Genomic DNA, 23,890 nt, shown 5'->3' on the forward strand with positions numbered 1-23,890 from the left:
AACTATAAATTATGAAAAAAAGATATTTATTTATACTACCAGCTTTAGCACTTCTTGCGAGTTGTGAACCAGATATTAAGGATGGTATTGATGGGGGAACCTATTATGCAGGGGAAGCAGATTTTTCCACCTATGTAGCTATAGGAAATAGCTTAACTGCCGGATATATGGATGGAACTGTATTTAGAAGTGGTCAGCAATATTCCTTTCCAAACATCTTAGCGGGGCAATTCAAAGTAGTTGGGGGAAAAGAATTTACCCAGCCTTCTTTTGAAGATGACGTTAACAATGTAGGAGGGTTATTGTTAGGTGGACAAGTTATTGCGCCAACTCGTTTAATCATGAACATGAGTACAAGTTCACCTGAAAATATCAAAGGAACTATAACTATTGAGGTCTCCAATCAGCAAAAGAAAGCTTTTCATAATGCCGGAGTACCAGGGGCTAAGAGTTTTCATCTACTTGCAAAAGGGTATGGAAGTTTAGCTGGTGTAGCCAATGGTACAGCTAACCCTTATTTTGTGCGTACAGCTACCTCAGAAAATGCTAGTGTTATAGAAGATGTATTGAGTTTGAATCCGACTTTCTTTACTAATTGGATTGGTTCAAATGATGTATTGGGATATGCTAGTTCTGGAGGAGATGGAGTGGATCAAAACGAATTAAATGGGTTAGACCCTTCTTTGTATGGTCCAAACGATATTACTCATGTAGGGGTTTTTCAAAATGTTTACCAAACAATTACCCAAGCATTAGTTCAAAATGGAGCTAAAGGAGCTATTGCTACGATTCCTGATGTAACGGCGATTCCTTATTTTACAACAGTGCCTTATAATCCATTGACTCCGGAATTAATTGGAGTTGAAAAGATAGATGCTCTAAATACCTTTGTTGGTATGCTAAAAGAAATTTTAGCTAAAGGTGGGCAGGCAGATCGCTTAGAGTTTTTCTCTAAAGACAAAGCTAACGCACTTTTAATTCAAGATAAAACTCTAGCAGATATGTCTGGGCTTTTAAAACTTGGATTAAAGCAAGCTTCTGATGCGGGCTTATTTGTGTTAACAGATCAGCAAATAGCTATGTTGTCTATGGTTTATGGACAAGCAAGACATGCGACATCTAAAGATTTGTTTATCCTAACAAGTAAAAGTCAAATTGGACTTCCAATGGGAGGAGGTACTGGAAACCCTACATTGGATGCATTATTAGTAAATGGAGTGTCTTATCCCATGAGTGATTCTTTTGTTTTAAATCCAGTGGAGCAAAAGAAAGTTAAGTTAGCTACCGATAGTTTTAATGCTATTATTAAAGCAGAAGCTGTTAAGCACAATTTAGCATTAGTGGATATGAACGCTATTTTAAATCAAGCTGTGAGCGGTTTAAGAGTAGAAGATGGACAAATTTATACAGCAGATTACTTCCAAGGAATGGGTAATTTAAATACAGTCATGTTTTCTTTAGATGGGGTTCACTTAAATCCAAGAGGGTATGCCTTTGCTTCTTCAGAGATTCTAAAGGTGATTAACCAACACTATAAAGCAAATATTCCATTAGTTAATCCTGCAAAATATCCAGGGCCAACTTTGTTGCCTAGTAATTAATTTTTGATTATTTTTATAAAAAAAATATGGCATTAATTATTCGATTATTAGTAACAACTGCAATAGTTGTTTTCCTTTGCTGGTTACTCCCAGGAGTATACGTAGAAGGATGGACATCTGCCTTATGGGTAGCTGTTGTAATGGGGTTGTTAAATATGTTCCTACGACCAGTATTGATCTTTTTGACCCTACCAGCAACTATAATAACCATGGGATTGTTTTTACTTGTAATCAACGCTTTGATTATTCTACTTTGCGCTTATTTTGTTAGTGGATTTGTAGTAGACGGATTCTGGTATGCTGTCTTATTTAGTATAGTATTGACTTTTTGCCAATCCATTACCAACGGTATTGTTCAAAAAGACAACCTGGAAAATCAATAAAAAAATTAATGATTGAAATACAATCAGTTAAAAACTTGGATGGGTTGTAAAAATAATTTATTTTTGCAACCCAAATTTATTATGTAAATACATCAAAAAATGAATATTACAAAGAATAATGTAGATGCTCTTAATGCAATTGTAACAATAGAGCTTGCAAAAGAAGATTACCAAGGTAATGTAGATAAGGTTTTAGCTAACTATAAAAAAAGTGCTAGTGTTCCTGGATTTAGAAAAGGAGCTGTACCAATGAGTTTAATCCTTAAACAATATGGTAAAGCAGTTTTGTTCGAAGAAGTTAACAAAATCTTACAAGACAAATTAAACAATTACCTTACAGAGGAGAAAATGGATATTTTAGGAAATCCACTTCCTGTATTAAACGAAGAGTTTGACTGGGATGCTGATGTATTAAAATTTGATTTCGAATTAGGTTTAACTCCTGAGTTCAATGTAGCTTTAGAAGATGTTGCTAATCTAGTAAAATACCAAATCGTTGCTGATGAGGCAATGCTTGATGAGCAAGTTGAGTACATCCAAAACCAATACGGTAAATTAGTTTCTCAAGAGGCTGTTGAAGAAAATTCTGAGTTATTAGTTACTGTTCAAAATGAAGAAGCTGGAGTAGAGAATGAAACTAAATTAGCTATTGCTGATATTAGAACAAAAACTAACCAAAAGAAATTCTTAAACAAAAAAGTAGGTGATCAAGTTACTATCTCTACAAAAGGATTGTTTGAGGATGACCAAAAGTTAATGCAATTCTTAGGTTTACAAGAAGTAGTAGAAATTGATGTGGTAGTTACTATCAAAGAAATCAACGAAACACAAAAAGCGGAATTAAACCAAGAGTTATTCGATAAATTATTCGGAGAAGGTGTTGTAACTTCTGTGGAGCAATTAAAAGAGAAGATCAAAGAAGACGCTGAGAGACAATTCAAAGGTCAAGCTGATCAAAAATTCTTAAGCGACGTTTACGAAAGCTTAGTAGAGTCTACTTCTTTTGATTTACCAGCTGAATTCTTAAAGAAATGGTTACAAACTGCAGGAGAAACTACTTTAACTCCAGAACAAGCAGAAGAAGAGTACAATAAGAGTGAAAGAGGATTGCGTTTCCAATTAATCGAGGGAAAATTAATGGCTCAATACGACTTACAGTTAAACTTCGAAGAGATTAAAGAACACACTGTAAAATTAATCAAAGATCAGTTAGCTCAATTCGGTCAAGCTGAACCAGATGAAAAAACAGTAGAAGATATCGTTGCTAGAGTTATGTCTAACCAAGAAGAGGTTAAACGTATTTCTGAGCAAGTAATGAGCGAAAAAGTATTAGCTTTATTTAATGATAAAGTGAAAGCTGAAGCTAAGGAAGTTTCTTACAAAGATTTCGTTAAAGAAATGTACGGAGAATAATTTTCCAAGAAAAAAATAAGTATATTTGAGCGTCTTCCCAAAATGGGGAGGCGCTTATTTTTTAGAATAAAAAAGGAATATATATGGACTACGGTAAGGAATTTCAAAAATTTGCTACAAAGCATCATGGTATAAATAGCATGTACTACGACAAAATTGTTAGTAGTATGACCCCTTACATTATTGAAGAGAGACAAATGAATGTTGCTTCAATGGATGTATTTTCTCGTTTAATGATGGATAGGATTATCTTTTTAGGTACTGCTATCGATGATTATGTTGCCAATATTATTCAAGCACAGTTATTATTCTTAGCTAGTGTAGACAATGATAAGGATATTAGTATTTATGTGAATTCACCTGGAGGTGGAGTATATGCAGGTTTGGGAATTTACGATACAATGCAATTTATTAAACCTGATGTAGCAACTATTTGTACTGGAATGGCTGCTTCTATGGGAGCTGTTCTTTTATGTGCAGGAGCTAAAGGAAAGCGTTCTGCTTTACCTCACTCTCGTGTAATGATTCACCAACCACTTGGTGGGGCACAAGGACAAGCTTCTGATATTGAAATTACGGCAAGAGAAATCTTAAAGTTAAAAGAAGAATTATACCAAATCATTTCTAGCCACTCTGGGCAAAGTATGGAGAAAGTTCACCACGATAGTGATCGTGATTATTGGATGATCGCTCAACAAGCCAAAGAGTACGGTATGATTGATGAGGTGTTAATTAGAGAATAAAAATTTATGGCAAAGCAGCAGATGAAGTGTTCTTTTTGTGGTAGACCCGAATCAGAAACAAATATCTTAATAGCAGGTATGGATGCTCATATTTGTGATAAATGTGTAGATCAGGCTTATGGAATTGTTTTAGAAGACACCACACAAGAAGAAGAAGATGAATTGAACCAAGAATTGCTTTTAAAAAAGCCGATGGAAATTCGCGCGTTTTTAGATCAATATGTAATTGGTCAAGACCAAACTAAAAAAGTAATGTCTGTGGCGGTTTACAACCACTATAAACGCTTACTACAAGAATCAAAGTCCACAGATCAAGAAGTGGAAATAGAGAAGAGTAACGTTATAATGGTTGGGCAAACAGGAACAGGAAAAACCTTAGTTGCCAAAACAATTGCAAGAATGCTAAATGTACCTTTGGCAATTGTAGATGCTACTGTTTTAACCGAGGCTGGTTACGTTGGAGAAGATGTAGAGGGGATTTTAAGTAAATTGTTGCAAGCAGCAGATTACGACGTTGAAAAAGCTCAAAGAGGAATAATCTTTATTGATGAGATTGATAAAATTGCTCGTAAAAGTGATAATCCTTCTATTACCAGAGATGTTTCAGGAGAAGGAGTTCAACAAGCGTTGTTAAAATTATTAGAAGGAAGTATTGTAAATGTTCCGCCAGAGGGAGGACGTAAGCATCCAAATCAAAAGTTTGTTGAGGTGAATACTAAAAACATTCTTTTTATTGCAGGAGGAGCTTTCGATGGTATTGAACGTATTATTTCTAAGCGTTTAAACTTCCAAGCTGTAGGATATGGGTCGTTAAAAGAAGGTGATCAAGTAGATCGTACTAATTTGATGCAATACATTATTCCTCGTGATATTAAGGACTTTGGATTAATCCCTGAAATAATAGGGCGTTTACCTGTTTTAACGCACATGGATCCTTTGGATAAAGAAACATTGCGTTTGATCTTAACAGAGCCTAAAAACGCTCTTATTAAACAATATGAAATGTTGTTTGCAATGGATGATATTGAACTTAGGATTACAGATGAAGCTTTAGACTATATTGTAGATAAAGCTTTGGAATATAAATTAGGTGCTCGTGGACTTAGATCATTGTGTGAGGCAATTTTAACTGATGCAATGTATGAGCTTCCAAGTCAAAAAGACGTTCATGAATTAATAGTAGATGAGCAATATGCTAAAAATGCATTAAATAAAAATTTACTGCAACGTTTAGAGTCAGTAAGTCAAAACTAAAAAAAAGACGTATTACATTGTAATACGTCTTTTTTTTGTCTTTTTATTTTAAAAAAGAGAATAAAAAAAGGAGACTTGTAAAACAAATCTCCTTTATGGTACTCGGAGCGGGAATTGAACCCGCACGAACATTACTGTTCACTGGATTTTAAGTCCAGCGTGTCTACCAATTCCACCACCCGAGCCTGTGGGCTTTCCTTGTGGATTGCGAGTGCAAATATAGAACAAAAATCTTTTGAAACAAGCCTTTTTGTTGAAAATAAATCATTTTTATTGCTGCATGTCTATATGTTATTGGTAATTAGTTATTTAGTCGTTATAAAAAAGTCAGATAATAATTTTATTACTTTAAGATCTCTTTCGTGAGGCAATAATTGCTTGTAGATGCTTTTAAAACTATATTAATACTTATCATGGCGTATATAGTGTAAAAGTAAGGCTCCGCTGTTATAAAAGGCTTTTTAAAGGCATGTCAATCCTAGCAGAGGTCTATCTAGGTAAAAAGGGATTATGTTGCTATAGAAGGTTTTTAAAGCTAGATTACCCCCAATCAAGGTTTTGTGTTCTGAAAAGATTTTTGTGGCTGTAATGGTCTTTTAAAGCCTTAAAAAAAGGAAATAGGATACTAAAGGGAGCTCTTAGCTGAATAAAGAGAATAAAAAAAAGGAGACTTGTAAAACAAATCTCCTTTATGGTACTCGGAGCGGGAATTGAACCCGCACGAACATTACTGTTCACTGGATTTTAAGTCCAGCGTGTCTACCAATTCCACCACCCGAGCCTGTGGGCTTTCCTTGTGGATTGCGAGTGCAAATATAGGGCAATTATTATATCTGACAAGGCTTATTTAGAAAGTTTTTTTATTTTTTTTTGTTAGTTGTTTTATCTAGTTAGTAAGCAGTAATTTAAAGTTGGTATTTTAATATTTTTTTTTGCATTTTAAGTGAAACTAATTCTTGAGCTTTAATTAAAGGCATAAGAGGTAGGTTTTAGTAAGGAGTAGGTTTTTTTTAAATATCAGTAATCATTAGTTTTGGTAAGAAGGGGATGAGGTAAAAATTAGTAGAAGTCCAAATTCTAGTTGGATAGTTTACCAATAGCCGTTGAGTTTAAAGCAAAAAAAAGGAGACTTGTAAAACAAATCTCCTTTGTGGTACTCGGAGCGGGAATTGAACCCGCACGAACATTACTGTTCACTGGATTTTAAGTCCAGCGTGTCTACCAATTCCACCACCCGAGCCTGTGGGCTTTCCTTGTGGATTGCGAGTGCAAATATAGAGTAAAAATATTATTACACAAGAGTATTTTGGTGAAAAAAAATATTTTTTTTCCTGTTTTTATCTTGCAATGAACTATTTGCTTAAAAAACAATTATTTATCTTTTTATAGTTAAGAGAACAAAAGTAACATTAAATGGATTTAGATGAGGTTATTCCATTTCTTGCGGTATATCTTCGAATATATTTATACTAAAATCAAGAATTTCTGCCTTTGTAAAGCTTTTTTCGACTTCTTCAATTGCATTAGTAAAACGAATGGCTGTGTTGAATTTTCTAGAAGTAGCATAGATGTTTTGATCTATGGATAATTTGAAATAGAACTTAGCACTAGTTGTTTTATACCTTAAGATGGTAATTAGCTCAAAGTTTTCTTGTAAAAAGCCTATTGTGGCATAAATAGCTTCTTTACTGGGATACTCAACACTAGTTAATAAAGTACGACCTCTAGAGTGTTCAAAAGTGTATTTGAATTTTTCATTCTCTTTTACACTTATTACAAAAGCGCTCATAGCAAATAGGGTATAAATAAGAGTTAATATAAAATAGAATTAAGCTAAAGTAGGGTAAGTTTATAGCAAAAAAAAATCCTAAACAAAATGTTTAGGATTTTTTGGTACTCGGAGCGGGAATTGAACCCGCACGAACATTACTGTTCACTGGATTTTAAGTCCAGCGTGTCTACCAATTCCACCACCCGAGCAATTGGATTTGAGCGAAAAACGGGGTTCGAACCCGCGACCTCAACCTTGGCAAGGTTGCGCTCTACCAACTGAGCTATTTTCGCATTTTGTTTTTTTAAGAACGTGCATTACTTCTGTATTGCGAGTGCAAATATAGGAGGTTTTTTATATTCTACAAACTTTATCTGTAAATAATTTTAAAGTTTTTTATAACTATTTGATTTGCAATGTGGAGCTAAAGATTTTTTTTTGTCTTTTTATTTAAATAATAACAAAAAGCACTCTCTAAAGGGGAGAGTGCTTTTTGTTATTTTATCTTTTTTTGTATTTCATTAAGCTTCATTAGTGCCTCTACTGGGGTAAGAGAGTTAATGTCTATACCTAAAATATCCTTTTTTAGCTGTTCCAATAGTGGGTCTTCTAAATTAAAAAAGCTCAATTGTACATCTTTTTCAATTGGCTTAAGGGTGATTTTAGCCTCAGGTGCTACTTTACTTTCTAATTGCAGTAGCATTTTCTGGGCATTTTCTAGTACCATTTTTGGCATACCAGCCATTTTGGCTACATGAATTCCAAAGCTGTGTGCGCTTCCACCAGGTACAAGTTTACGAATAAAGAGTACATTGTCTTTTAATTCTTTCACAGAAACATTAAAATTCTTTATGCTGTCGTAGTACTTACTCATGTCGTTTAGTTCATGGTAATGCGTTGCAAATAGTGTTTTGGCCTTTGTAGAGTGCTCTACGATGTATTGAGCAATTGCCCAAGCAATTGAAATACCATCATAGGTACTTGTTCCTCTACCAATCTCATCCAATAGAATTAAACTCCTTGGAGTAAGGTTATTTAGAATAGAGGCTGTCTCATTCATCTCTACCATAAAAGTAGATTCTCCCATAGAGATGTTATCCGAGGCCCCTACTCTTGTGAAAATTTTGTCCACAATACCCATCTCTACTTTAGAAGCAGGTACAAAACTTCCAATCTGTGCTAGTAAGACAATTAAAGCTGTTTGTCTTAATATTGCACTTTTACCAGACATATTAGGTCCAGTTATCATGATGATTTGCTGGGATTCTTTATCTAGGTATACATCATTGGCAATATAGGGAACATCCATGGGTAATTGCTTTTCAATCACTGGGTGTCTTCCATCTTTAATATCTAAATCAAATCCATCATTTAAAATAGGTTTGACATAATTATTAGATAGGGCTAGTTGCGCAAATCCACATAAACAGTCGATTTGTGCAATTACCTTTGCGTTTTGCTGTATTGGTGTAATATAAGAGGTACACCACTGAACAAAATCTTGGTATAATTGTGTTTCTAGTTGGTAAATCTTTTCCTCTGCACCTAGTATTTTACTTTCATATTGCTTAAGCTCTTCCGTTATATAACGCTCTGCATTTACCAGAGTTTGCTTTCTGATCCAAGAGGAAGGAACTTTGTCTTTATGTGTATTTCTTACCTCTATATAATAACCGAAAACATTATTAAAAGCTACCTTTAAAGAGGGAATTCCTGTTTGTTCGATTTCCCTTTGTTCTAATTCGTCTAAGAAGGATTTACCAGTGGATGAAATTGCTCTTAATTCATCAAGCTCTGCATTTACTCCCTTTGCGATTGCATTTCCTTTTGTAATAGAAACAGGAGCATGCTCAGAAATAGTTTTCCTTATTTGCTCAATAAATACTTCACAATCCTTTAAGGTAGATGCCATAGCCTTTAAAGAGGCGTTGTTTGAACTTTGTCCAAGCTTTTTTACTGGTAATATAGCTTGTAAAGATTCCATTAATACAATTAGCTCTCTAGGAGAGATTTTATTGGTGGCAATCTTAGAGGATAGTCTCTCTAGGTCAGATATTTGTTTAATTTGTTGTATAAAGCTGTCTAAAAGTGTTGTTTCTTTACATAACTGCTCAACTATTTGATGTCTTTGCTGTATTTGCTCTAAGTCCTTTAGAGGCAGGGCTAGCCATCTTTTCAAAAGGCGTCCTCCCATTGGAGAAATCGTTTTATCGATTACATCCAAAAGAGTAATAGCGTTAAAATTGGTACTTTGGTAAAGTTCTAAGTTTCTTATTGTAAAGCGGTCCATCCATACATATGCATCTTGTGCTATGGGTTGAATGCTTGAAATATGTTGTATTTCTGTGTGTTGGGTTTCTCCTAAATAATATAAAATAGCCCCGCTAGCTATAATTCCTAAATCTAAATCTGCTATACCAAAACCTTGTAGAGAATTAGTTTTAAAATGAGCCGTTAAGGATTCAAAAGCATAATCTTTTTTAAAGATCCAATCATCTAAGAAGAAAAGATTGTACTGGTCTGCAAATTGTTCTAAAAATTCTAATTTGTGGTGCTTTTGAATAAGGATTTCACTTGGAGAAAAATTCTGCAATAATTTATCGATATAATCTTGGTCTCCTTGAGAGGTTAAGAACTCTCCTGTGGAAATATCTAAGAAAGAAATACCTATATATTTTTTATTAAAATGTAAAGCACAAAGGAAGTTGTTGGAAGTAGATTGAAGTACTTCATCATTGAAAGCAACTCCTGGAGTGACTAATTCAGTAACTCCTCTTTTTACAAGTGTTTTTGTTGTTTTAGGATCTTCTAATTGATCACAAATAGCCACGCGTAAACCTGCTTTAACTAATTTTGGAAGATAAACATTTACCGAATGATGAGGAAATCCCGCTAATTCTATTTCACTAGCTGTCCCTGGACTTCTTTTTGTTAAAGTGATACCTAGAATTTTAGCTGTTCTAACAGCGTCTTGCCCAAAGGTTTCATAAAAATCTCCTACACGAAATAAAAGACAAGCATCTGGATACTTTCTTTTTATATCGTTGTATTGTTTCATTAATGGAGTCTGCTTTTTATCGGAAGACTTAACAGTCATATTGGAATATTTAAATTGGATATCACAAATATACTCTAAGTATTTGGATTGCATAAAACCATGTAGTCAAACTCTACTATCTCTTAGGTTAAAGTTTTATTTAAAGGAATATTGTGTTTCTTTTTTAAAGCTCGGATAATAACACTAGTACTTACTGTAATTGCTAAACCTATAAAACAACCAAGTGTTACAGATAAGGCTCTAATTAACGGAGTAGCCTCTACAATCTTACTAGCTTCTTGACTAGGTTGAGGTTGAATTAAAATAATGATTAAGGCAACAAGAGCTACCCTAGCCATGTTTAGAATATTAAAAATAAAACAGGTAATAATAGTCAAAAAGAACCCGAACAAACACATCCAAAAATCTGGAGAAGGTTCGATTTCTAAACATACTAATCCTGCTATAGATCCTACTAAGTTAGATTTAAATCGTTCAATAGAAAGCTTTTTCGAGTTTTGACCCTCAGGGGATATTACTAAGATAATAGAAATCAATGTCCACATCATTTGGTAATCGGGTAACTTTTGTAGTAGTATGTGGCCAATTATCAATGCAAGTGTACAACGTACAGAGTAGATGATAACTGGAGTGGTAATGATGTATCTAATAAATCTATTAAACATTTTGATTTTTAATTTTAGCCTGCAAATTTACCACCCTTATTGTCGTTAATCAATATTTATCCTATAGGATTTTGTTAAATATAAGAGGAAAGGTTTGTTAAAAATATAAAAGTTCTCGTATAATTAACTATCTAACTCTCTTGGTATTAGATTAGTTGGGTCAAAGTGAAAAGTAAGAATAACTTTTATATATTTTGACCATTAAGCCTACTAGTACATTAAAATATTACTTAATTTTGCTGAAAATTTAGATTTTATGCGAAAACTTGCAAATAGTGAACTAGATAGAATAAATGTTCAAGAGTTTAAGGAAAAGGAGAAAACTCCTTTAATTATCGTTTTGGATGATGTTAGAAGCTTACACAATATTGGTTCTGTTTTTAGAACTTGTGATGCATTTTTAATTGAAAAAGTTTATTTGTGTGGTATTACAGCCACTCCACCAAACAAAGAGATTAACAAAACAGCCTTAGGAGCTACTGAAAGTGTAGAATGGGAATACGCTAAAGACATTGTTAGTGTTATTGAGGATTTAAAGCAAAAAAACGTAAATATTCAAAGCATTGAACAAGTAGAAAATAGTGTTATGCTAAATGAGTTTACCCCTGTTAGTGATCAAAAGTATGCTTTAGTTTTTGGAAATGAAGTAAAGGGAGTAAGTCAAAAAATAGTGGATTTAAGTGATGGGGTTATTGAGATTCCTCAATTAGGAACCAAACACTCTTTAAATATTGCCGTTAGCGCAGGAATAGTAATATGGGATTTATTTAGTAAAATGCGATCTTAATAAAAAAGCCTTCTATAATAGAAGGCTTTTTTATTAACTGTTCTTTTGATTTATCTTTTCTTGGATTTGATCCAATAGGTGGATGTAATCTTTTTGGTTAGCTACAAAGTCAATATCTGAAATATCGATAGTAAGAACTTTATTAGGCGCAAGGGTTTTAATATAATTGAAATACCCTTTGGTAACACTGTCTAAGTAATTTGCAGTAATTTCACTCTCATAGGACCTACCTCTTTTTTGTATATTCTCTAATAAACGAGAGGTATTTTGGTAGAGAAAGATATAAATATCTGGCTCAGGAGTTTCTTTATACATAATTTCAAAGATCTGCTTATATAAGCTAAATTCATCTGGCTCAAGGGTAATTTGAGCAAAAATTAGTGATTTATGTACGTAGTAATCGGAGATGACAAACTCTTTAAATAAGTCTAATTGAGCTAAGTCATCGGATAGCTGACTATAGCGATCTGCTAAAAAAGACATTTCTAAGGAAAAGGCATAGCGATCAGCATCCTGGTAGAACTTTGGTAAAAAGGGATTGTCTGCAAATCCTTCTAAGATTAACTTAGCATTGAAGTCTTGGCTAATTCTAGAGCTTAGTGTTGTTTTACCTGCTCCAATATTACCTTCTATGGCTAGAAAATTAATAGTCGAAAAATCGTATTTTTTTATAGGAGAATCTAAAGTGGTTATAAATTCACCTTTTGTTTGGTCTGGACATTGTTGTAATAGTACTTTGACATCCTTTTTTAAAATAGGATGTTCCCAAGATGAATTTAGCTCCATCATAGGCTCTAATACAAACTTTCTTTTCTGCATTAAAGGATGCGGAATAGTTAGGTTGGGCTCTTGATAAATTTGTTGGTTGAAACTGATAATATCAATATCAATCACTCTAGCTATATAACCTGGAGAGTCAGATCGAACCCTACCTAAAATTTGTTCGATTTCTAAAACCTTAGAAATTGCTTGTTGTGCATTTATTTTGCTATGAAGTAGTATGGCACAATTGTAAAAGGGTTCGCTTTGAAATCCCCAAGCAGGATACTGGTATATAGAAGATGTTTTCACAACCGTACCTACTTGATTATGAATTAATTCAATAGCCTTTTTAATGTTAGCTATCTTATCTCCCATATTGGTCCCAATGGATAAAACGATGTTGTTTTGTGTATACATGGGGGCAAAGTAACTAAAACAAATTCAATTTTATGCTATTTTGCTTATAGTTAATGGTCACAAAGTTTTGTAAAATGTGTAACAAATAGTAGTTTTATACAACTAATAGAAGTAAATAATAAGATATGAAATTTTTAGGTAATGTATTAGCTACAATATTGGGGCTATGTTTGTTTTTTGGACTTTTATTAGTCCTTTTAATAGGCCTTGGAGCTGCAATGGGAAGTAGTGATACAGTAGTGGTGAAGGATAATTCTGTGATTGTATTGGATTTATCTAAAGTTAAGTACGACTATAGTGGTAAGTTTAACTATAAAGAGTTTAGCTTCAAGGATCAACCCAAAAATGGTCTGAGTAATGTTTTAGACGCAGTTAATAGAGCAACAGAGGATTCACGTATTTCTGGGATTACTTTAGTTAACCAGCACTCAGGTTTAGGAATTGTTCAAATGAGAGAATTGCGCCAAGCTTTACAGGACTTTAAAGATTCTGGAAAATTTGTAATGGCTTATGCGGATTACTATACCCAAAAGGACTTTTATTTAAATTCAGTAGCAGATTCTATTTTTTTAAATCCTGTAGGAATGGTTGATTTCAAGGGATTGTCTGTGGAAATCTTGTACTTGAAGGATTTACAAGAAAAGACAGGGATTAAAATGGAAGTTTTGCGTCATGGAAAGTACAAAAGTGCTGTTGAGCCTTATTTAGAAAATAAAATGAGTGAAGCAAATCACATTCAGACTACAGAATTTTTAAATTCTATTTGGACTACTATTGCTACAGATATCGCAAAGAGTAGATCGATTTCTTTAGAGCAAATAAACCAGGCAGCTAGTAATTTATATGGTAATACCGCTTTGGGAGCTTTAGAGCATAAATTAGTGGACCGTGTTGCTTATCAAGATGAATTTGAAGCTAGTGTAAAATCCTTAGTAGACGTTGCACAAGATAAAGAGTATAATAAAATTACTATTCTAGATTATATTAAAGCTCCTTCTAGTTCTAATGTAAAACTATCAGCAGATCAAATCGCGATTGTATATGCCCAAGGACAAATTTTAAGTGGAGAGGGGAATGTAAGTTATGTAGGAGAGTTATCTATCAATAGAGCTCTAAAGAAAGCTCGTGAGAATGATAAAGTCAAAGCAGTAGTTTTACGTGTGAATAGTCCAGGTGGTAGTGCACTTACCTCAGAGTTAATTTGGAGAGAAGTGGAGCTTACCAAAGCTGTTAAACCTGTAATTGTATCTATGGGAGATGTTGCAGCCTCTGGTGGTTATTATATTGCATGTGGAGCAGATTATATTTTTGCCGACCCTGCTACTATTACTGGAAGTATAGGTGTATTTGGTATGCTACCTAATGTTAGTACATTAAGTGAAAAATATGGGGTTAATCCTCAAATCGTTCAAACCCATAAAAATGCTGCAAACTATAGTATTTTTGCCCCATTATCACCAGAATATAAACAGACCGTAACCCAAAGTATTGAACAAATCTATACTACTTTTGTTTCTCGTGTTGCTACAGGAAGAAATATGAGTTTTCAACAGGTAGATGAATTAGCCCAAGGAAGAGTATGGGTTGGAGCAGATGCTTTGAAAAATGGATTAATTGATGCTTATGGTGGATTAGATCAGGCAATAGCTTATGCTGTTGAAAAGACAGAAGTCCAAGATTATAGAGTAGTGGAATACCCAGAGTATGAATTAAACTTTGAGGATTTATTAAATAATTATTTTGGTTCATCTATTTTCAAAAGCCAAGATCAACTTATCTTAGAAAAAATTGGAGAACAGAATTATCAACTTTTACAAAGGTTAAATTATTTTTCCAACCTTCAAGGTAACCAAACCATTTTGCCTTACGAACTAAATATTCAATAAATTAGAATAAGATAAATAATAAAAAAAGGGGTTGTCTCACAATTGAAGACACCCCCTTTTTTGTATCTATTTTTATTAGGAGAGGATTTCCAGTGAAATCACTGTTCCTTCATTGCTTCTAACGTTGAAAACGGTACCGTCTTCAAATAAAAGGTATTGTCCTTTTACGCCTTTTAAAACCCCTTGGTAGCTTGGAGTTTTTTCCAGGTTAAGAGTTTTTATCTTTGTTGGGTACTGCAAGACGGGGTAGTTTAATTCTATTAAAGAACTGGGGGTAGAATTAAAATAAGGCTGTACTTCTAAGGGAAGCTTATCTTTTAAAGATTCTCTAATTTGTTGAATGTCGAAATCTCCTATTTCATTGATTAGCATTTTTCTCCAGTTGGTTTTATCGGTGAATTCTTGCTTTAAGGAAACCTCTGTAATACCTGCTAAGTATCTATTAGGCACCTCTACAATTTCAATAGCCTTAGAGGCTCCTTGATCAATCCATCTAGTTGGTATTTGAGATTTTCTAGTTACCCCAACTTTTACATCACTGGCTAAAGCCAAGTAAACACTATGCGGTTGTAGTTGGCATTTTTGTTCATAAGCCAAATCTCTATCCTCAATCCCTAAATGAGCAGTACTTAATTCCGGACGCATAATCCAATCTCCTACGGCAGGGGAGCTATAAAAACACTCATAACAAAATCCTTGTCGAAATATTTTCTTATGTTCCTGACAGTTTAAACATTGATAGTCAAGGAAGTTAATTCGTACTCTTCTATCTAATATTTGGTTGATATGAATAAAGTTACTCTCCAATACTAAAAAGTATTCAATAGGATTGTTAAACTCTGTTTGCATTTTGTTTAAAACTCCTTCGTAAAGCATAAATAAATTGTTATTTTTGGGTAGGTGGTAAAAATACGAAAACATTTCGTATCTCACTATTTGCTTTATCCAGTAATAAAGTAAAGGATTTTTTAAATGAAGGTTTATTATGGCATTTACAATTATAAATTCAATCGCATCTTGGATTTTAAAAAAGAGAATTCATCAAATTGATGTATTTCGAACAAATCCCCATCAGGTACAACAGGATCTGTTTTTAAGCTTAATGAAAACAAATCAAAGTACGCTTTTGGGAAAGCAGTATGATTATGCTAGTATAAAAAATTACGAAACCTTCGCTAGTAGAGTTCCTTTGTTTAAATACGAAGAATTCGAGCCATATATAGAGCGTTGTAGAAGAGGGGAGAACAATATTTTTTGGTCTGAGCCTATTCGTCTTTTTGCTAAAAGTAGCGGAACAACTAATGCTAAGAGTAAATTCATTCCAGTAAGCCAAAGTGCTTTAGAAGATTGTCATTATAAAGCTGCTAAAGATTTATTATGCCTGTATTTGAATAATAATCCAGAGAGTCAACTCTTCACTGGGAAAGGTTTGCGTTTAGGAGGTAGTAAAGAGTTATACCAAGACAATGATACTTTCTTTGGAGATTTGTCTGCCATTTTAATCGATAATATGCCTTTTTGGGCAGAGATCAGTAGTACACCATCAAATAAGACTTCACTTATGAGTGAATGGGAAACTAAGATGGATGCCATTATAAAAGAAGTACGTCACCAAAATGTTACTAGTATAGCAGGAGTACCTTCTTGGATGCTGGTTCTTTTTAACCGTATTATAGCTGAAACTAAAAAAGAAAACCTTTTAGAATTATGGCCTAATGCTGAGGTGTATTTCCATGGAGGAGTAAGCTTTGAACCTTATAGAAAGCAATACGAACAACTTTTTCCAAGTCCTAAGATGAAGTACTATGAAATTTATAATGCTTCAGAAGGATTTTTTGCTATACAAGATCAAAATGATTGTAATGAGCTGCTTCTAATGTTAGACTATGGTATTTTCTATGAGTTTATTCCTATGGATACCTATGGAACATCTAACCAAAGAGTAATCCCATTATCTATGGTAGAGTTGGGTAAAAACTACGCTATGGTTATTACTACCAATGCTGGTTTATTACGTTATGAAATTGGGGATACAGTGCGATTTACTAACCTTTTGCCTTACCGTATTAAAATTACAGGTAGAACCAAGCATTTTATAAATGTGTTTGGAGAAGAACTGATGATTGAAAATACCGATAGAGCTTTGGCTAAGACTTGCGCGGAGTTTCAAGTAAGCGTTTTAGAATATACCGTTGGACCAATTTTTATGGAGTCTAAACAAAATGGTGCTCATCAATGGATTATTGAGTTTGAGAAAAATCCTCAGGATTCATCACTATTTGCTAAGGTTCTAGATAAAAACTTACAAGAGCTAAATTCCGACTATGAGGCTAAGAGAGCAAATAATATGACCTTAAATCCTTTAAAGTTAACTTTAGCTAGAAAGAATTTATTTTATGATTGGTTGAAAGATCAAGATAAATTGGGAGGGCAACATAAAATACCAAGATTGTCCAACGAACGTACTATAGTAGAGCAACTTTTAAAAATGCAAGAGTTGCAAACCGTGTAAAAAAGAAAAACCTCGCAATAATGCGAGGTTTTATTTTTTAGCCTAAGCTATTTTTGAAAAATCAAAAATTACTTAGCTGCTTCTTCTGTAACAACTTCTTCTTCTGTTGCAGTTTCTTCAGTTGCAGTTTCTTCAGTTGCAGGAGCTTCTTCAGTAACAGTTTCTTCAGCTACTGGAGTAACTTCTTCTGTAACAACTTCTTCTTCTGTTGCAGGAGCTTCTTTAGCTGTTTCGTTACAAGAAACAAAAGATACTCCCATCATAGCTACTAAAGCAATGCTTAATGCGATTTTTTTCATCTTGATTAATTATAAAAGTTAATTATTAATTCAGAGCAAATATATGATTTTTTTAATTTGCTAAGATTTTTTTGCAAAATATTTTATTAATTTTTCACAATGAATAATTCGCTAGTAATCAAATAGTTATTTATTTATCCTTAGGATAAACTAATTCCATTTCCTCTATTAGATGATGAGCGCCTGCGAATTTGTCGATGATAAATAAAATGTAACGCGCATCTACCATAATATTACGACAAATACTAGGGTCATAATAGATGTCGCTCATGGTACCTTCCCAAACTCTATCAAAGTTTAATCCCACTAAATTACCATAGGCATCTAAGGCAGGTGAGCCTGAATTTCCTCCTGTAGTATGTGCTGTAGAAATAAAGTTAACTGGTAGCTTCCCATCTTTTTGAGCATAGTTTCCGTAGTCTTTACTTTGGTATAGTTCAATTAGTTTTTGTGGAACATCAAACTCATAATCTCCAGGTACATATTTTTCCATAATACCATCTAAATGGGTAATTGGTTCATAGTATACTGCATCGCTTGGAGAATAACCATCCACAATACCATAAGTAACTCTTAGAGTTCCATTGGCATCTGGGAATATTCTAGCCTCAGGGTATAATTCTAATTGAGCTTTCATATAAACGCGCTGTAAAGCGCTTATTTGTTGTTCTAAGTCTTGGTATACAGGAAGGATATTTTGGTTGTAATTTTGAAAAATTTCTTTTGCAAAACTATATCCTTTGTCTTGATTCAGTTTTTCTAAAACTTGTTTTGCATCTCCTTGTAATAATTCTTGTAAACCTTGGTAAGAAGTTAAGGCAGATTCGGCAAAAATCTCATTAGTAAGTTCTTGTGCATTAATATTTACTAAGTTTTTAGGTAAGAACTCTTTAGGAGCGTCTTTAGCATATTTTTGGATCATTGCTTGGAAAACTTCTTTGTCTACTTTAGTAGAGTAGTTTTTGTAGAAGTTTTGAGCTTTATCTAAAATATCCTGTTTCTTAGTTTCAAAATTCTTTGCATTGTCTAAGCTTTTTTCAATTGCATATACTCTGGAAGCCATACTTAAGATTTCTGCGTTGCGCAGTGCAATTTCACTATAGTACTCTTTACTTACTGCATAAGGAGTAATTTGAGCATAAAGTTTTTCAAAGGCTGGAATTAAATCAGCATATTGTTTGGTTGCTGTATTTTGTGAGGCACGCTTTACAAAGTCTTTTTCAAAATCTTGTTTTGCTTGAACAGCATTTGATTTTTTTAAACCTTGGCTCTCTCCAATCCATTTTTTCCAGTAGTTTGCAGTTCCTGCAAACTTAGAAGCATATTGAATTTTGATTCCTTGATCTTCTCTCATGAATTGATCTGTAATTTTCAAAGAAATATCTCTAATTCCAATTCTAGCAGGGTTTAGACTTTCTGTGATTTGCTCTACTGCAAAAGAAGGTAGGTATTCTTGGGTTCTTCCAGGGTAACCAAATACCATAGTGAAATCATCCGGTGAAACACCATCTAAGGAAATAGGGAAGTAATGCTTAGGAGTATAAGGCACGTTATCTGGAGAATATTCTGCGGGTTTGTTATTCTTATCTGCGTAAATTCTAAATAAAGCAAAGTCTCCTGTATGTCTTGGCCATACCCAGTTATCTGTGTCAGACCCAAATTTACCTATAGAAGATGGAGGGGTTCCTACTAAGCGAACGTCTTTGAAGGTTTCTGTAACAAATAAGATATATTGGTTACCTTCATAAAAGGCTTTGATTCGATTTTCTTGCCATCTTTGTTTAGGAAAAGTCTTGATAGTTTTCTCAATATTTTTAGCGATTTTATCCTTTTTTACTTTCTCGCTATCACTTGGTTTAATACCCTTTGTTACTTCTGTGGTAACATCTTGTATTTTTACCATAAAAGTTACAGAAAGATTTTCATTAACAAGTTCCTGGCTTTTGTCCTTTGCCCAGAATCCATCTTGAAGGTAGTCATTCTCTATAGTGGAATGTGCTTGTATTTGACCATAACCACAATGGTGGTTAGTTAATAAAAGACCATTTGGAGAAATCACCTCAGAGGTACAACCTCCATTGAAATGAGGTACAGCATCCTTTAAGCTAGAGTTATTGACATCATAGATATCAGAAATGGACATCTTCATACCCAATGTTGCCATTTCTTCTTGGTTCATTCCCTCTAATAAGGAAGGAATCCACATACCACCTTGTTGACTAAAAATAGGCATTGCAACAAGAAGTAGTGCTACTTTAAAAATGTTTTTAATGTTTTGATTCATGTTAGTATTAGTTAGCATTCTAAATTCCTTGGCAATATAGCATTTTTGAGGCTAACCTTATGCTTATCAAATGGATTTAACACCCATGGATTATTTCTAAAGTAGGGATTATTTTGACTTAGTGAGTAAATATGTCAAATTGAAGTATTGTGTTAAATTTTACGATAAATTTTCTAGGATGAATTTTACGGTAATAATTATATAAATATTTGTTGTTAATACTCTTTAAAGTTTGTAAATTGTACATAGTAAAAACTATAAAAAACCATTTGATCGTGAAACACTATAAACTACAAAATGGAATTCTAATTCCAGCAATTGGATTTGGAACTTGGCAAATTCCTGAAGGTAATGCAACTATAAAAGCGGTAGAAGAGGCCTTGGAAGTTGGCTATCGTCATATTGATACTGCGGCTGTTTATGGCAATGAAAAATCAGTAGGTAAAGCTATCAATGAGTCTAAAGTAAAAAGGAATGATATTTTCGTAACTACTAAACTTTGGAATACGGATCGTGGATACGAGCCTGCAATACGCGCTTTTGAGCATTCTTTGGATCGTTTAGGTTTAGATTATATAGATATGTACCTTTTACATTGGCCTTGTTCAGAGAGTCAGAACCAGAATTGGAAGGAATTAAACGCACAGAGTTGGAAGGCTTTAGAGCATTTATATACCAAAGGATTGGTTAGAGCAATTGGAGTTTCTAACTTTATGCCTCATCACTTAGAGGCTCTACAATCCATGTCAACTATTACTCCCATGGTAAACCAAATTGAATACCATCCAGGATTTACTCAAAAAGAGGTAGTGGACTATTGTCAAAAGCACAATATTTTAGTAGAAGCTTGGGCACCACTTGGACAAGGAAATGTCATGGAAAATAAGACTTTAGAGACCATGGCTAAAAAATATAAAATAACTACTGCTCAATTGAGTTTGGCTTGGATTTTATATAATGGCCACTTACCATTACCTAAATCCGTTACACCAGCTTATATTAAATCTAATTTTGATGTATTTAATATTGAATTGGATCCGAGTGATGTTGCTATTTTAGATAATTTGGACTACTTTGGAGGTTCGGGATTACACCCAGATAAAGTAGACTTCTAATAAATGAAAATAAATTATACCCTAGGTATATATTAATTATTAATTCAAATAAAAAGGTAAATAACTATTGTGTTATTTACCTTTTTTATTTTATTGTATTTTATTCATGATTTTTGCCGTAGCATCTTTATTTTTATTTATAAAGTCAAAGGCAATTTTACCTAATTGTTCTCGCTTGGTTTGATCATGTAAAAGAGTATCTAAGTTTTGATCTAGTTCTTCTTGGTTATGAACAACTAAGGTAGCCTTTAAGGCAATAAGATCTTTAGCTTCTTGGAATTTTTGGTATTTAGGACCAATGATAATAGGTATTCCAAAAGTGGCTGCTTCTAAGATATTATGTATACCATGGGTAAAACCTCCTCCCACATAAGCTATATCACCATAACTATATGCTTTTGTTAGTAAGCTATAGGCATCTATAATATATACTTTACACTCAGATAGATTTGCGTTTTCACTTTGGGTGTGTAGTACAGATTTTTGCGTTAGAGCGTTTTGTAAGTTTTGGATTTGTTCCTGTTTGATATTATGAGGAGCAAAGATAAATTTGACATCCTCTTGGGTGTTTTGATTAATATATTGGGCAAGCATTTTCTCATCATCTGGCCAAGAACTTCCAATTACAATGGTTTTTGCTGTTTTGTTTAAGGTAAAACGATCTAAGAATTCTAGATTATTATCCCTTTGTAAAATTTGACTTACTCTATCAAATCTTGTATCTCCAACTACTTCTACATTATAGTGGTTTAATTGATGTAAAAGCTCTAGACTCTGTTGATTTTGGACAAAAAAGTAAGTGAATGCATCCAAGGCCTTTCTATAAAAGCCAGCATACCATTTAAAAAAGATTTGATTTTCCCTGAAAATCCCAGAGATAAGATAAGTTGGAATATTATTTTGCTTTAATTGATGTAAATAATTTGGCCAATATTCGTATTTAATAAAGAAAGCCTTTTCAATATTTACATACTCAAGTAATTTTTTAGCATTTGCAGTAGTATCCATTGGTAAGTAAATGGTACAGTGGGCAAGGGTGTTGTTTTTTTTGACTTCATAACCCGATGGGGAAAAGAAGGTCAATAAGATTTTATGGGTAGGATACTTTTCTATAAGGGCTTCCATAAGGGGAAGTCCTTGCTCGTATTCACCTAAGGAGGCTACGTGTACCCAAAAAACTTTATCCGTTTTACTTAGGTTTTGTTTTATTTTTGCAAAGGATTCCTCTCTACCTTTTACAAATAAGGAAAGCTTTTTATTAAATAAAGCGATGATTTTAATAAAAAAATAAGCAATATGGATAATGGTATTGTATAGAAAAAACATAGGTAATACTTTGATTTAGCGAAATTACGTTTCTTTTATGGAATAGAGAGGTTTTCAAGTGTAGAATTTGTTATTTTTGTAGGGAGAAATCAACAAAAAACACAGGCTAGTTTAATGGATAATTTAGCCTTAAAATATATATTATAAAGGATAGAAGAATGAAAAAAATTCAAATGGTTGACCTGCAAAGTCAATATGAGACAATTAAAGCTCAAGTTAACGAATCGATCCAAAATATTTTAGAGACTTCCACGTATATCAATGGACCGCATGTACATGGTTTTCAAAAGAATTTAGAAAACTACAATGGAGTAAAACACGTTATTCCATGTGCTAACGGAACAGATGCTTTACAAGTGGCAATGATGGCTCTTGGATTAAAACCAGGGGATGAGGTAATTACTGCAGACTTTACTTTTGCGGCTACTGTGGAGGTGATTGCTCTTTTACAGTTAACTCCTGTATTAGTAGATGTAGATCCAATTACTTTTAATATTGATTTAGATGCGGTTGAAAAAGCAATTACACCTAAAACAAAAGCAATTGTTCCAGTGCATTTATTTGGACAGGCTGCCAATATGGAAGGTCTTATGGCAATCGCCGAAAAGCACAACTTATTTGTAATAGAGGATAATGCACAAGGAATTGGTGCAAACTATTGTTTTAGTGATGGAAGTAAAGTAAAAACTGGGGGAATTGGACATGTAAGTGCTACTAGCTTTTTCCCAAGTAAGAACTTAGGTTGTTATGGGGATGGTGGTGCAATTTTTACAAACGATGATGCCTTAGCTCATACTATTCGCGGTATTGTAAATCATGGTATGTACCAAAGATACCACCATGATGTAGTTGGAGTGAATTCAAGATTGGATAGTATTCAAGCTGCTGTTTTAGATGCTAAACTTCCACATTTAGATACCTATAACCATAATAGACGCTCTAGTGCAATGTTATATAATGCGCTTTTAAAAGATACTAAGGAACTTATTGTACCACAAATAGCTAAACAAGAGGATTCTCACGTTTTCCATCAATATGTTTTAAGAGTAGTTAATGGACAAAGAGATGCTTTATTACAACATTTACAAAGTAAAGATATCCCATGTGCTATTTATTACCCAATAGCTCTTCATAAGCAAAAGGCGTATTTGGATCCACGTTATAAAGAAAGTGACTTCCCAGTGACCAATGAGCTAGTAGAGCAGGTATTGGCTCTTCCAATGCACTCGGAATTAGATACTGAACAAATTGAATTTATTTGTACAACAATAAACGATTTTTTCAAAAATAAGTAATCTTTTTGCTTAACAAAAAAAGACTAGTAATTTACTAGTCTTTTTTGTTTTATGTGTGCCCAGCATGGACAGTAACTCTAGGGTGCAAGTCCCGAACACGCCTTTACAACGGGAAGTGTTAGCCAAATGCAAGGGTGTCCATCGTGAGGTGGAATCTGAAGGAAGCGCTAGGCAAACCCTTGACCTGACGAACAGAAACTATATCAGGCCCAATAATATCGGATAAGGTTGCATAACAAACTAAAGTCCAAAGTTGTACGGAGATATTTAGGGTAAATATAGCAGGTATATGAGGGGAAAGTTACTGTTCTTACCTGGG

Annotated in this window: 18 protein-coding genes and 5 tRNA genes; 10 read left to right on the plus strand and 13 right to left on the minus strand. The window is 33.6% G+C overall.

What is annotated here, in order from left to right:
* Nucleotides 1-11: 11 nt before the first annotated feature.
* The 5 genes from ACYSNX_RS07655 (at nucleotide 12) to clpX (ending at nucleotide 5,394) form a co-directional block, all read left to right on the plus strand.
* A complete protein-coding gene (locus ACYSNX_RS07655) occupies nucleotides 12-1,601 on the plus strand; it encodes a hypothetical protein (protein WP_461754095.1) in 1,590 nt (529 codons plus the stop codon).
* Between the two features lie 26 nt (nucleotides 1,602-1,627).
* The gene (locus tag ACYSNX_RS07660; protein WP_461754096.1) at nucleotides 1,628-1,984 is read left to right on the plus strand and encodes a phage holin family protein; all 357 of its coding nucleotides are present in this window, start codon (nucleotides 1,628-1,630) and stop codon (nucleotides 1,982-1,984) included.
* Between the two features lie 99 nt (nucleotides 1,985-2,083).
* Nucleotides 2,084-3,397, plus strand: a complete 1,314-nt coding sequence (locus ACYSNX_RS07665; protein ID WP_461754097.1) for a trigger factor — start codon at nucleotides 2,084-2,086, stop codon at nucleotides 3,395-3,397.
* An 83-nt stretch (nucleotides 3,398-3,480) separates the two neighbouring features.
* Nucleotides 3,481-4,140: an ATP-dependent Clp endopeptidase proteolytic subunit ClpP gene (gene clpP, locus ACYSNX_RS07670; protein ID WP_461754098.1), complete on the plus strand. Its 660-nt coding sequence runs from the start codon at nucleotides 3,481-3,483 to the stop codon at nucleotides 4,138-4,140.
* 6 nt (nucleotides 4,141-4,146) lie between these two features.
* Nucleotides 4,147-5,394, plus strand: a complete 1,248-nt coding sequence (clpX, locus tag ACYSNX_RS07675; protein WP_461754099.1) for an ATP-dependent Clp protease ATP-binding subunit ClpX — start codon at nucleotides 4,147-4,149, stop codon at nucleotides 5,392-5,394.
* Between the two features lie 96 nt (nucleotides 5,395-5,490).
* Here the strand turns inward: clpX and ACYSNX_RS07680 are convergent.
* The 8 genes from ACYSNX_RS07680 to ACYSNX_RS07715 all read right to left on the minus strand — a co-directional run bounded on the left by ACYSNX_RS07680 (nucleotide 5,491) and on the right by ACYSNX_RS07715 (nucleotide 10,888).
* Nucleotides 5,491-5,579 (minus strand) — tRNA-Leu (locus ACYSNX_RS07680).
* A gap of 507 nt (nucleotides 5,580-6,086) precedes the next feature.
* Nucleotides 6,087-6,175: transfer RNA gene (locus ACYSNX_RS07685), tRNA-Leu, on the minus strand.
* Between the two features lie 370 nt (nucleotides 6,176-6,545).
* A tRNA-Leu gene (locus ACYSNX_RS07690) sits at nucleotides 6,546-6,634 on the minus strand.
* 189 nt (nucleotides 6,635-6,823) lie between these two features.
* Nucleotides 6,824-7,183: a hypothetical protein gene (locus ACYSNX_RS07695; protein WP_461754100.1), complete on the minus strand. Its 360-nt coding sequence runs from the start codon at nucleotides 7,181-7,183 to the stop codon at nucleotides 6,824-6,826.
* A gap of 102 nt (nucleotides 7,184-7,285) precedes the next feature.
* Nucleotides 7,286-7,374, minus strand: a tRNA-Leu gene (locus ACYSNX_RS07700).
* Between the two features lie 11 nt (nucleotides 7,375-7,385).
* Nucleotides 7,386-7,458, minus strand: a tRNA-Gly gene (locus ACYSNX_RS07705).
* Between the two features lie 203 nt (nucleotides 7,459-7,661).
* Nucleotides 7,662-10,262 (minus strand): DNA mismatch repair protein MutS, encoded by a 2,601-nt coding sequence (mutS, locus tag ACYSNX_RS07710; RefSeq protein WP_461754101.1) that lies wholly within the window; start codon nucleotides 10,260-10,262, stop codon nucleotides 7,662-7,664.
* Nucleotides 10,263-10,345: 83 nt separating this feature from the next.
* Nucleotides 10,346-10,888, minus strand: coding sequence for an FUSC family protein (locus ACYSNX_RS07715; protein ID WP_461754102.1), 543 nt, complete (start codon nucleotides 10,886-10,888; stop codon nucleotides 10,346-10,348).
* A gap of 256 nt (nucleotides 10,889-11,144) precedes the next feature.
* Between ACYSNX_RS07715 and ACYSNX_RS07720 the strand changes: the two genes are divergently transcribed.
* Nucleotides 11,145-11,675: an RNA methyltransferase gene (locus tag ACYSNX_RS07720; RefSeq protein ID WP_461754103.1), complete on the plus strand. Its 531-nt coding sequence runs from the start codon at nucleotides 11,145-11,147 to the stop codon at nucleotides 11,673-11,675.
* 33 nt (nucleotides 11,676-11,708) lie between these two features.
* Here the strand turns inward: ACYSNX_RS07720 and folK are convergent, their stop codons facing one another.
* On the minus strand, nucleotides 11,709-12,854 hold the full coding sequence (gene folK / locus ACYSNX_RS07725; protein WP_461754104.1) for a 2-amino-4-hydroxy-6-hydroxymethyldihydropteridine diphosphokinase: 1,146 nt from the start codon (nucleotides 12,852-12,854) through the stop codon (nucleotides 11,709-11,711).
* Between the two features lie 125 nt (nucleotides 12,855-12,979).
* On the opposite strand from folK, the gene sppA reads away from it, so the two are divergent.
* Entirely contained in the window at nucleotides 12,980-14,740 is a 1,761-nt protein-coding gene (gene sppA / locus ACYSNX_RS07730) for a signal peptide peptidase SppA (protein WP_461754105.1), read from the plus strand.
* Nucleotides 14,741-14,815: 75 nt separating this feature from the next.
* Here the strand turns inward: sppA and ACYSNX_RS07735 are convergent, their stop codons facing one another.
* Nucleotides 14,816-15,616 carry a DUF2797 domain-containing protein gene (locus ACYSNX_RS07735; protein WP_461754106.1) on the minus strand — a complete coding sequence of 267 codons (801 nt, stop codon included), beginning with the start codon at nucleotides 15,614-15,616 and terminating at the stop codon, nucleotides 14,816-14,818.
* A 109-nt stretch (nucleotides 15,617-15,725) separates the two neighbouring features.
* On the opposite strand from ACYSNX_RS07735, the gene ACYSNX_RS07740 reads away from it, so the two are divergent.
* Nucleotides 15,726-17,252, plus strand: coding sequence for a GH3 auxin-responsive promoter family protein (locus ACYSNX_RS07740; protein ID WP_461754107.1), 1,527 nt, complete (start codon nucleotides 15,726-15,728; stop codon nucleotides 17,250-17,252).
* Between the two features lie 68 nt (nucleotides 17,253-17,320).
* Here ACYSNX_RS07740 and ACYSNX_RS07745 read toward each other — a convergent pair whose 3' ends face one another.
* Both ACYSNX_RS07745 and ACYSNX_RS07750 read right to left on the minus strand, forming a co-directional pair.
* Nucleotides 17,321-17,551, minus strand: coding sequence for a hypothetical protein (locus ACYSNX_RS07745; protein WP_461754108.1), 231 nt, complete (start codon nucleotides 17,549-17,551; stop codon nucleotides 17,321-17,323).
* 130 nt (nucleotides 17,552-17,681) lie between these two features.
* A complete protein-coding gene (locus ACYSNX_RS07750) occupies nucleotides 17,682-19,835 on the minus strand; it encodes a S46 family peptidase (RefSeq protein WP_461754109.1) in 2,154 nt (717 codons plus the stop codon).
* Between the two features lie 275 nt (nucleotides 19,836-20,110).
* On the opposite strand from ACYSNX_RS07750, the gene ACYSNX_RS07755 reads away from it, so the two are divergent.
* The gene (locus ACYSNX_RS07755; RefSeq protein WP_461754110.1) at nucleotides 20,111-20,950 is read left to right on the plus strand and encodes an aldo/keto reductase; all 840 of its coding nucleotides are present in this window, start codon (nucleotides 20,111-20,113) and stop codon (nucleotides 20,948-20,950) included.
* A gap of 90 nt (nucleotides 20,951-21,040) precedes the next feature.
* Here the strand turns inward: ACYSNX_RS07755 and ACYSNX_RS07760 are convergent, their stop codons facing one another.
* On the minus strand, nucleotides 21,041-22,276 hold the full coding sequence (locus tag ACYSNX_RS07760) for a 3-deoxy-D-manno-octulosonic acid transferase (protein ID WP_461754111.1): 1,236 nt from the start codon (nucleotides 22,274-22,276) through the stop codon (nucleotides 21,041-21,043).
* A 158-nt stretch (nucleotides 22,277-22,434) separates the two neighbouring features.
* On the opposite strand from ACYSNX_RS07760, the gene ACYSNX_RS07765 reads away from it, so the two are divergent.
* On the plus strand, nucleotides 22,435-23,571 hold the full coding sequence (locus tag ACYSNX_RS07765) for a DegT/DnrJ/EryC1/StrS family aminotransferase (RefSeq protein ID WP_461754112.1): 1,137 nt from the start codon (nucleotides 22,435-22,437) through the stop codon (nucleotides 23,569-23,571).
* Nucleotides 23,572-23,890: the final 319 nt, after the last annotated feature.

The sequence above is a fragment of the Myroides sp. LJL115 genome (genome assembly GCF_054871665.1).

Coding starts and splice junctions, on each gene's coding strand:
- folK (WP_461754104.1), bottom strand. CDS start 12,854: ATGTATACACAAAACAACATCGTTTTATCCATTGGGACCAATATGGGA.
- ACYSNX_RS07695 (WP_461754100.1), bottom strand. CDS start 7,183: ATGAGCGCTTTTGTAATAAGTGTAAAAGAGAATGAAAAATTCAAATAC.
- ACYSNX_RS07715 (WP_461754102.1), bottom strand. CDS start 10,888: ATGTTTAATAGATTTATTAGATACATCATTACCACTCCAGTTATCATC.
- mutS (WP_461754101.1), bottom strand. CDS start 10,262: ATGACTGTTAAGTCTTCCGATAAAAAGCAGACTCCATTAATGAAACAA.
- ACYSNX_RS07660 (WP_461754096.1), top strand. CDS start 1,628: ATGGCATTAATTATTCGATTATTAGTAACAACTGCAATAGTTGTTTTC.
- ACYSNX_RS07765 (WP_461754112.1), top strand. CDS start 22,435: ATGAAAAAAATTCAAATGGTTGACCTGCAAAGTCAATATGAGACAATT.
- ACYSNX_RS07655 (WP_461754095.1), top strand. CDS start 12: ATGAAAAAAAGATATTTATTTATACTACCAGCTTTAGCACTTCTTGCG.
- ACYSNX_RS07720 (WP_461754103.1), top strand. CDS start 11,145: ATGCGAAAACTTGCAAATAGTGAACTAGATAGAATAAATGTTCAAGAG.
- ACYSNX_RS07745 (WP_461754108.1), bottom strand. CDS start 17,551: ATGAAAAAAATCGCATTAAGCATTGCTTTAGTAGCTATGATGGGAGTA.
- clpP (WP_461754098.1), top strand. CDS start 3,481: ATGGACTACGGTAAGGAATTTCAAAAATTTGCTACAAAGCATCATGGT.
- ACYSNX_RS07760 (WP_461754111.1), bottom strand. CDS start 22,276: ATGTTTTTTCTATACAATACCATTATCCATATTGCTTATTTTTTTATT.
- sppA (WP_461754105.1), top strand. CDS start 12,980: ATGAAATTTTTAGGTAATGTATTAGCTACAATATTGGGGCTATGTTTG.
- clpX (WP_461754099.1), top strand. CDS start 4,147: ATGGCAAAGCAGCAGATGAAGTGTTCTTTTTGTGGTAGACCCGAATCA.
- ACYSNX_RS07665 (WP_461754097.1), top strand. CDS start 2,084: ATGAATATTACAAAGAATAATGTAGATGCTCTTAATGCAATTGTAACA.
- ACYSNX_RS07735 (WP_461754106.1), bottom strand. CDS start 15,616: ATGCTTTACGAAGGAGTTTTAAACAAAATGCAAACAGAGTTTAACAAT.
- ACYSNX_RS07740 (WP_461754107.1), top strand. CDS start 15,726: ATGGCATTTACAATTATAAATTCAATCGCATCTTGGATTTTAAAAAAG.
- ACYSNX_RS07750 (WP_461754109.1), bottom strand. CDS start 19,835: ATGAATCAAAACATTAAAAACATTTTTAAAGTAGCACTACTTCTTGTT.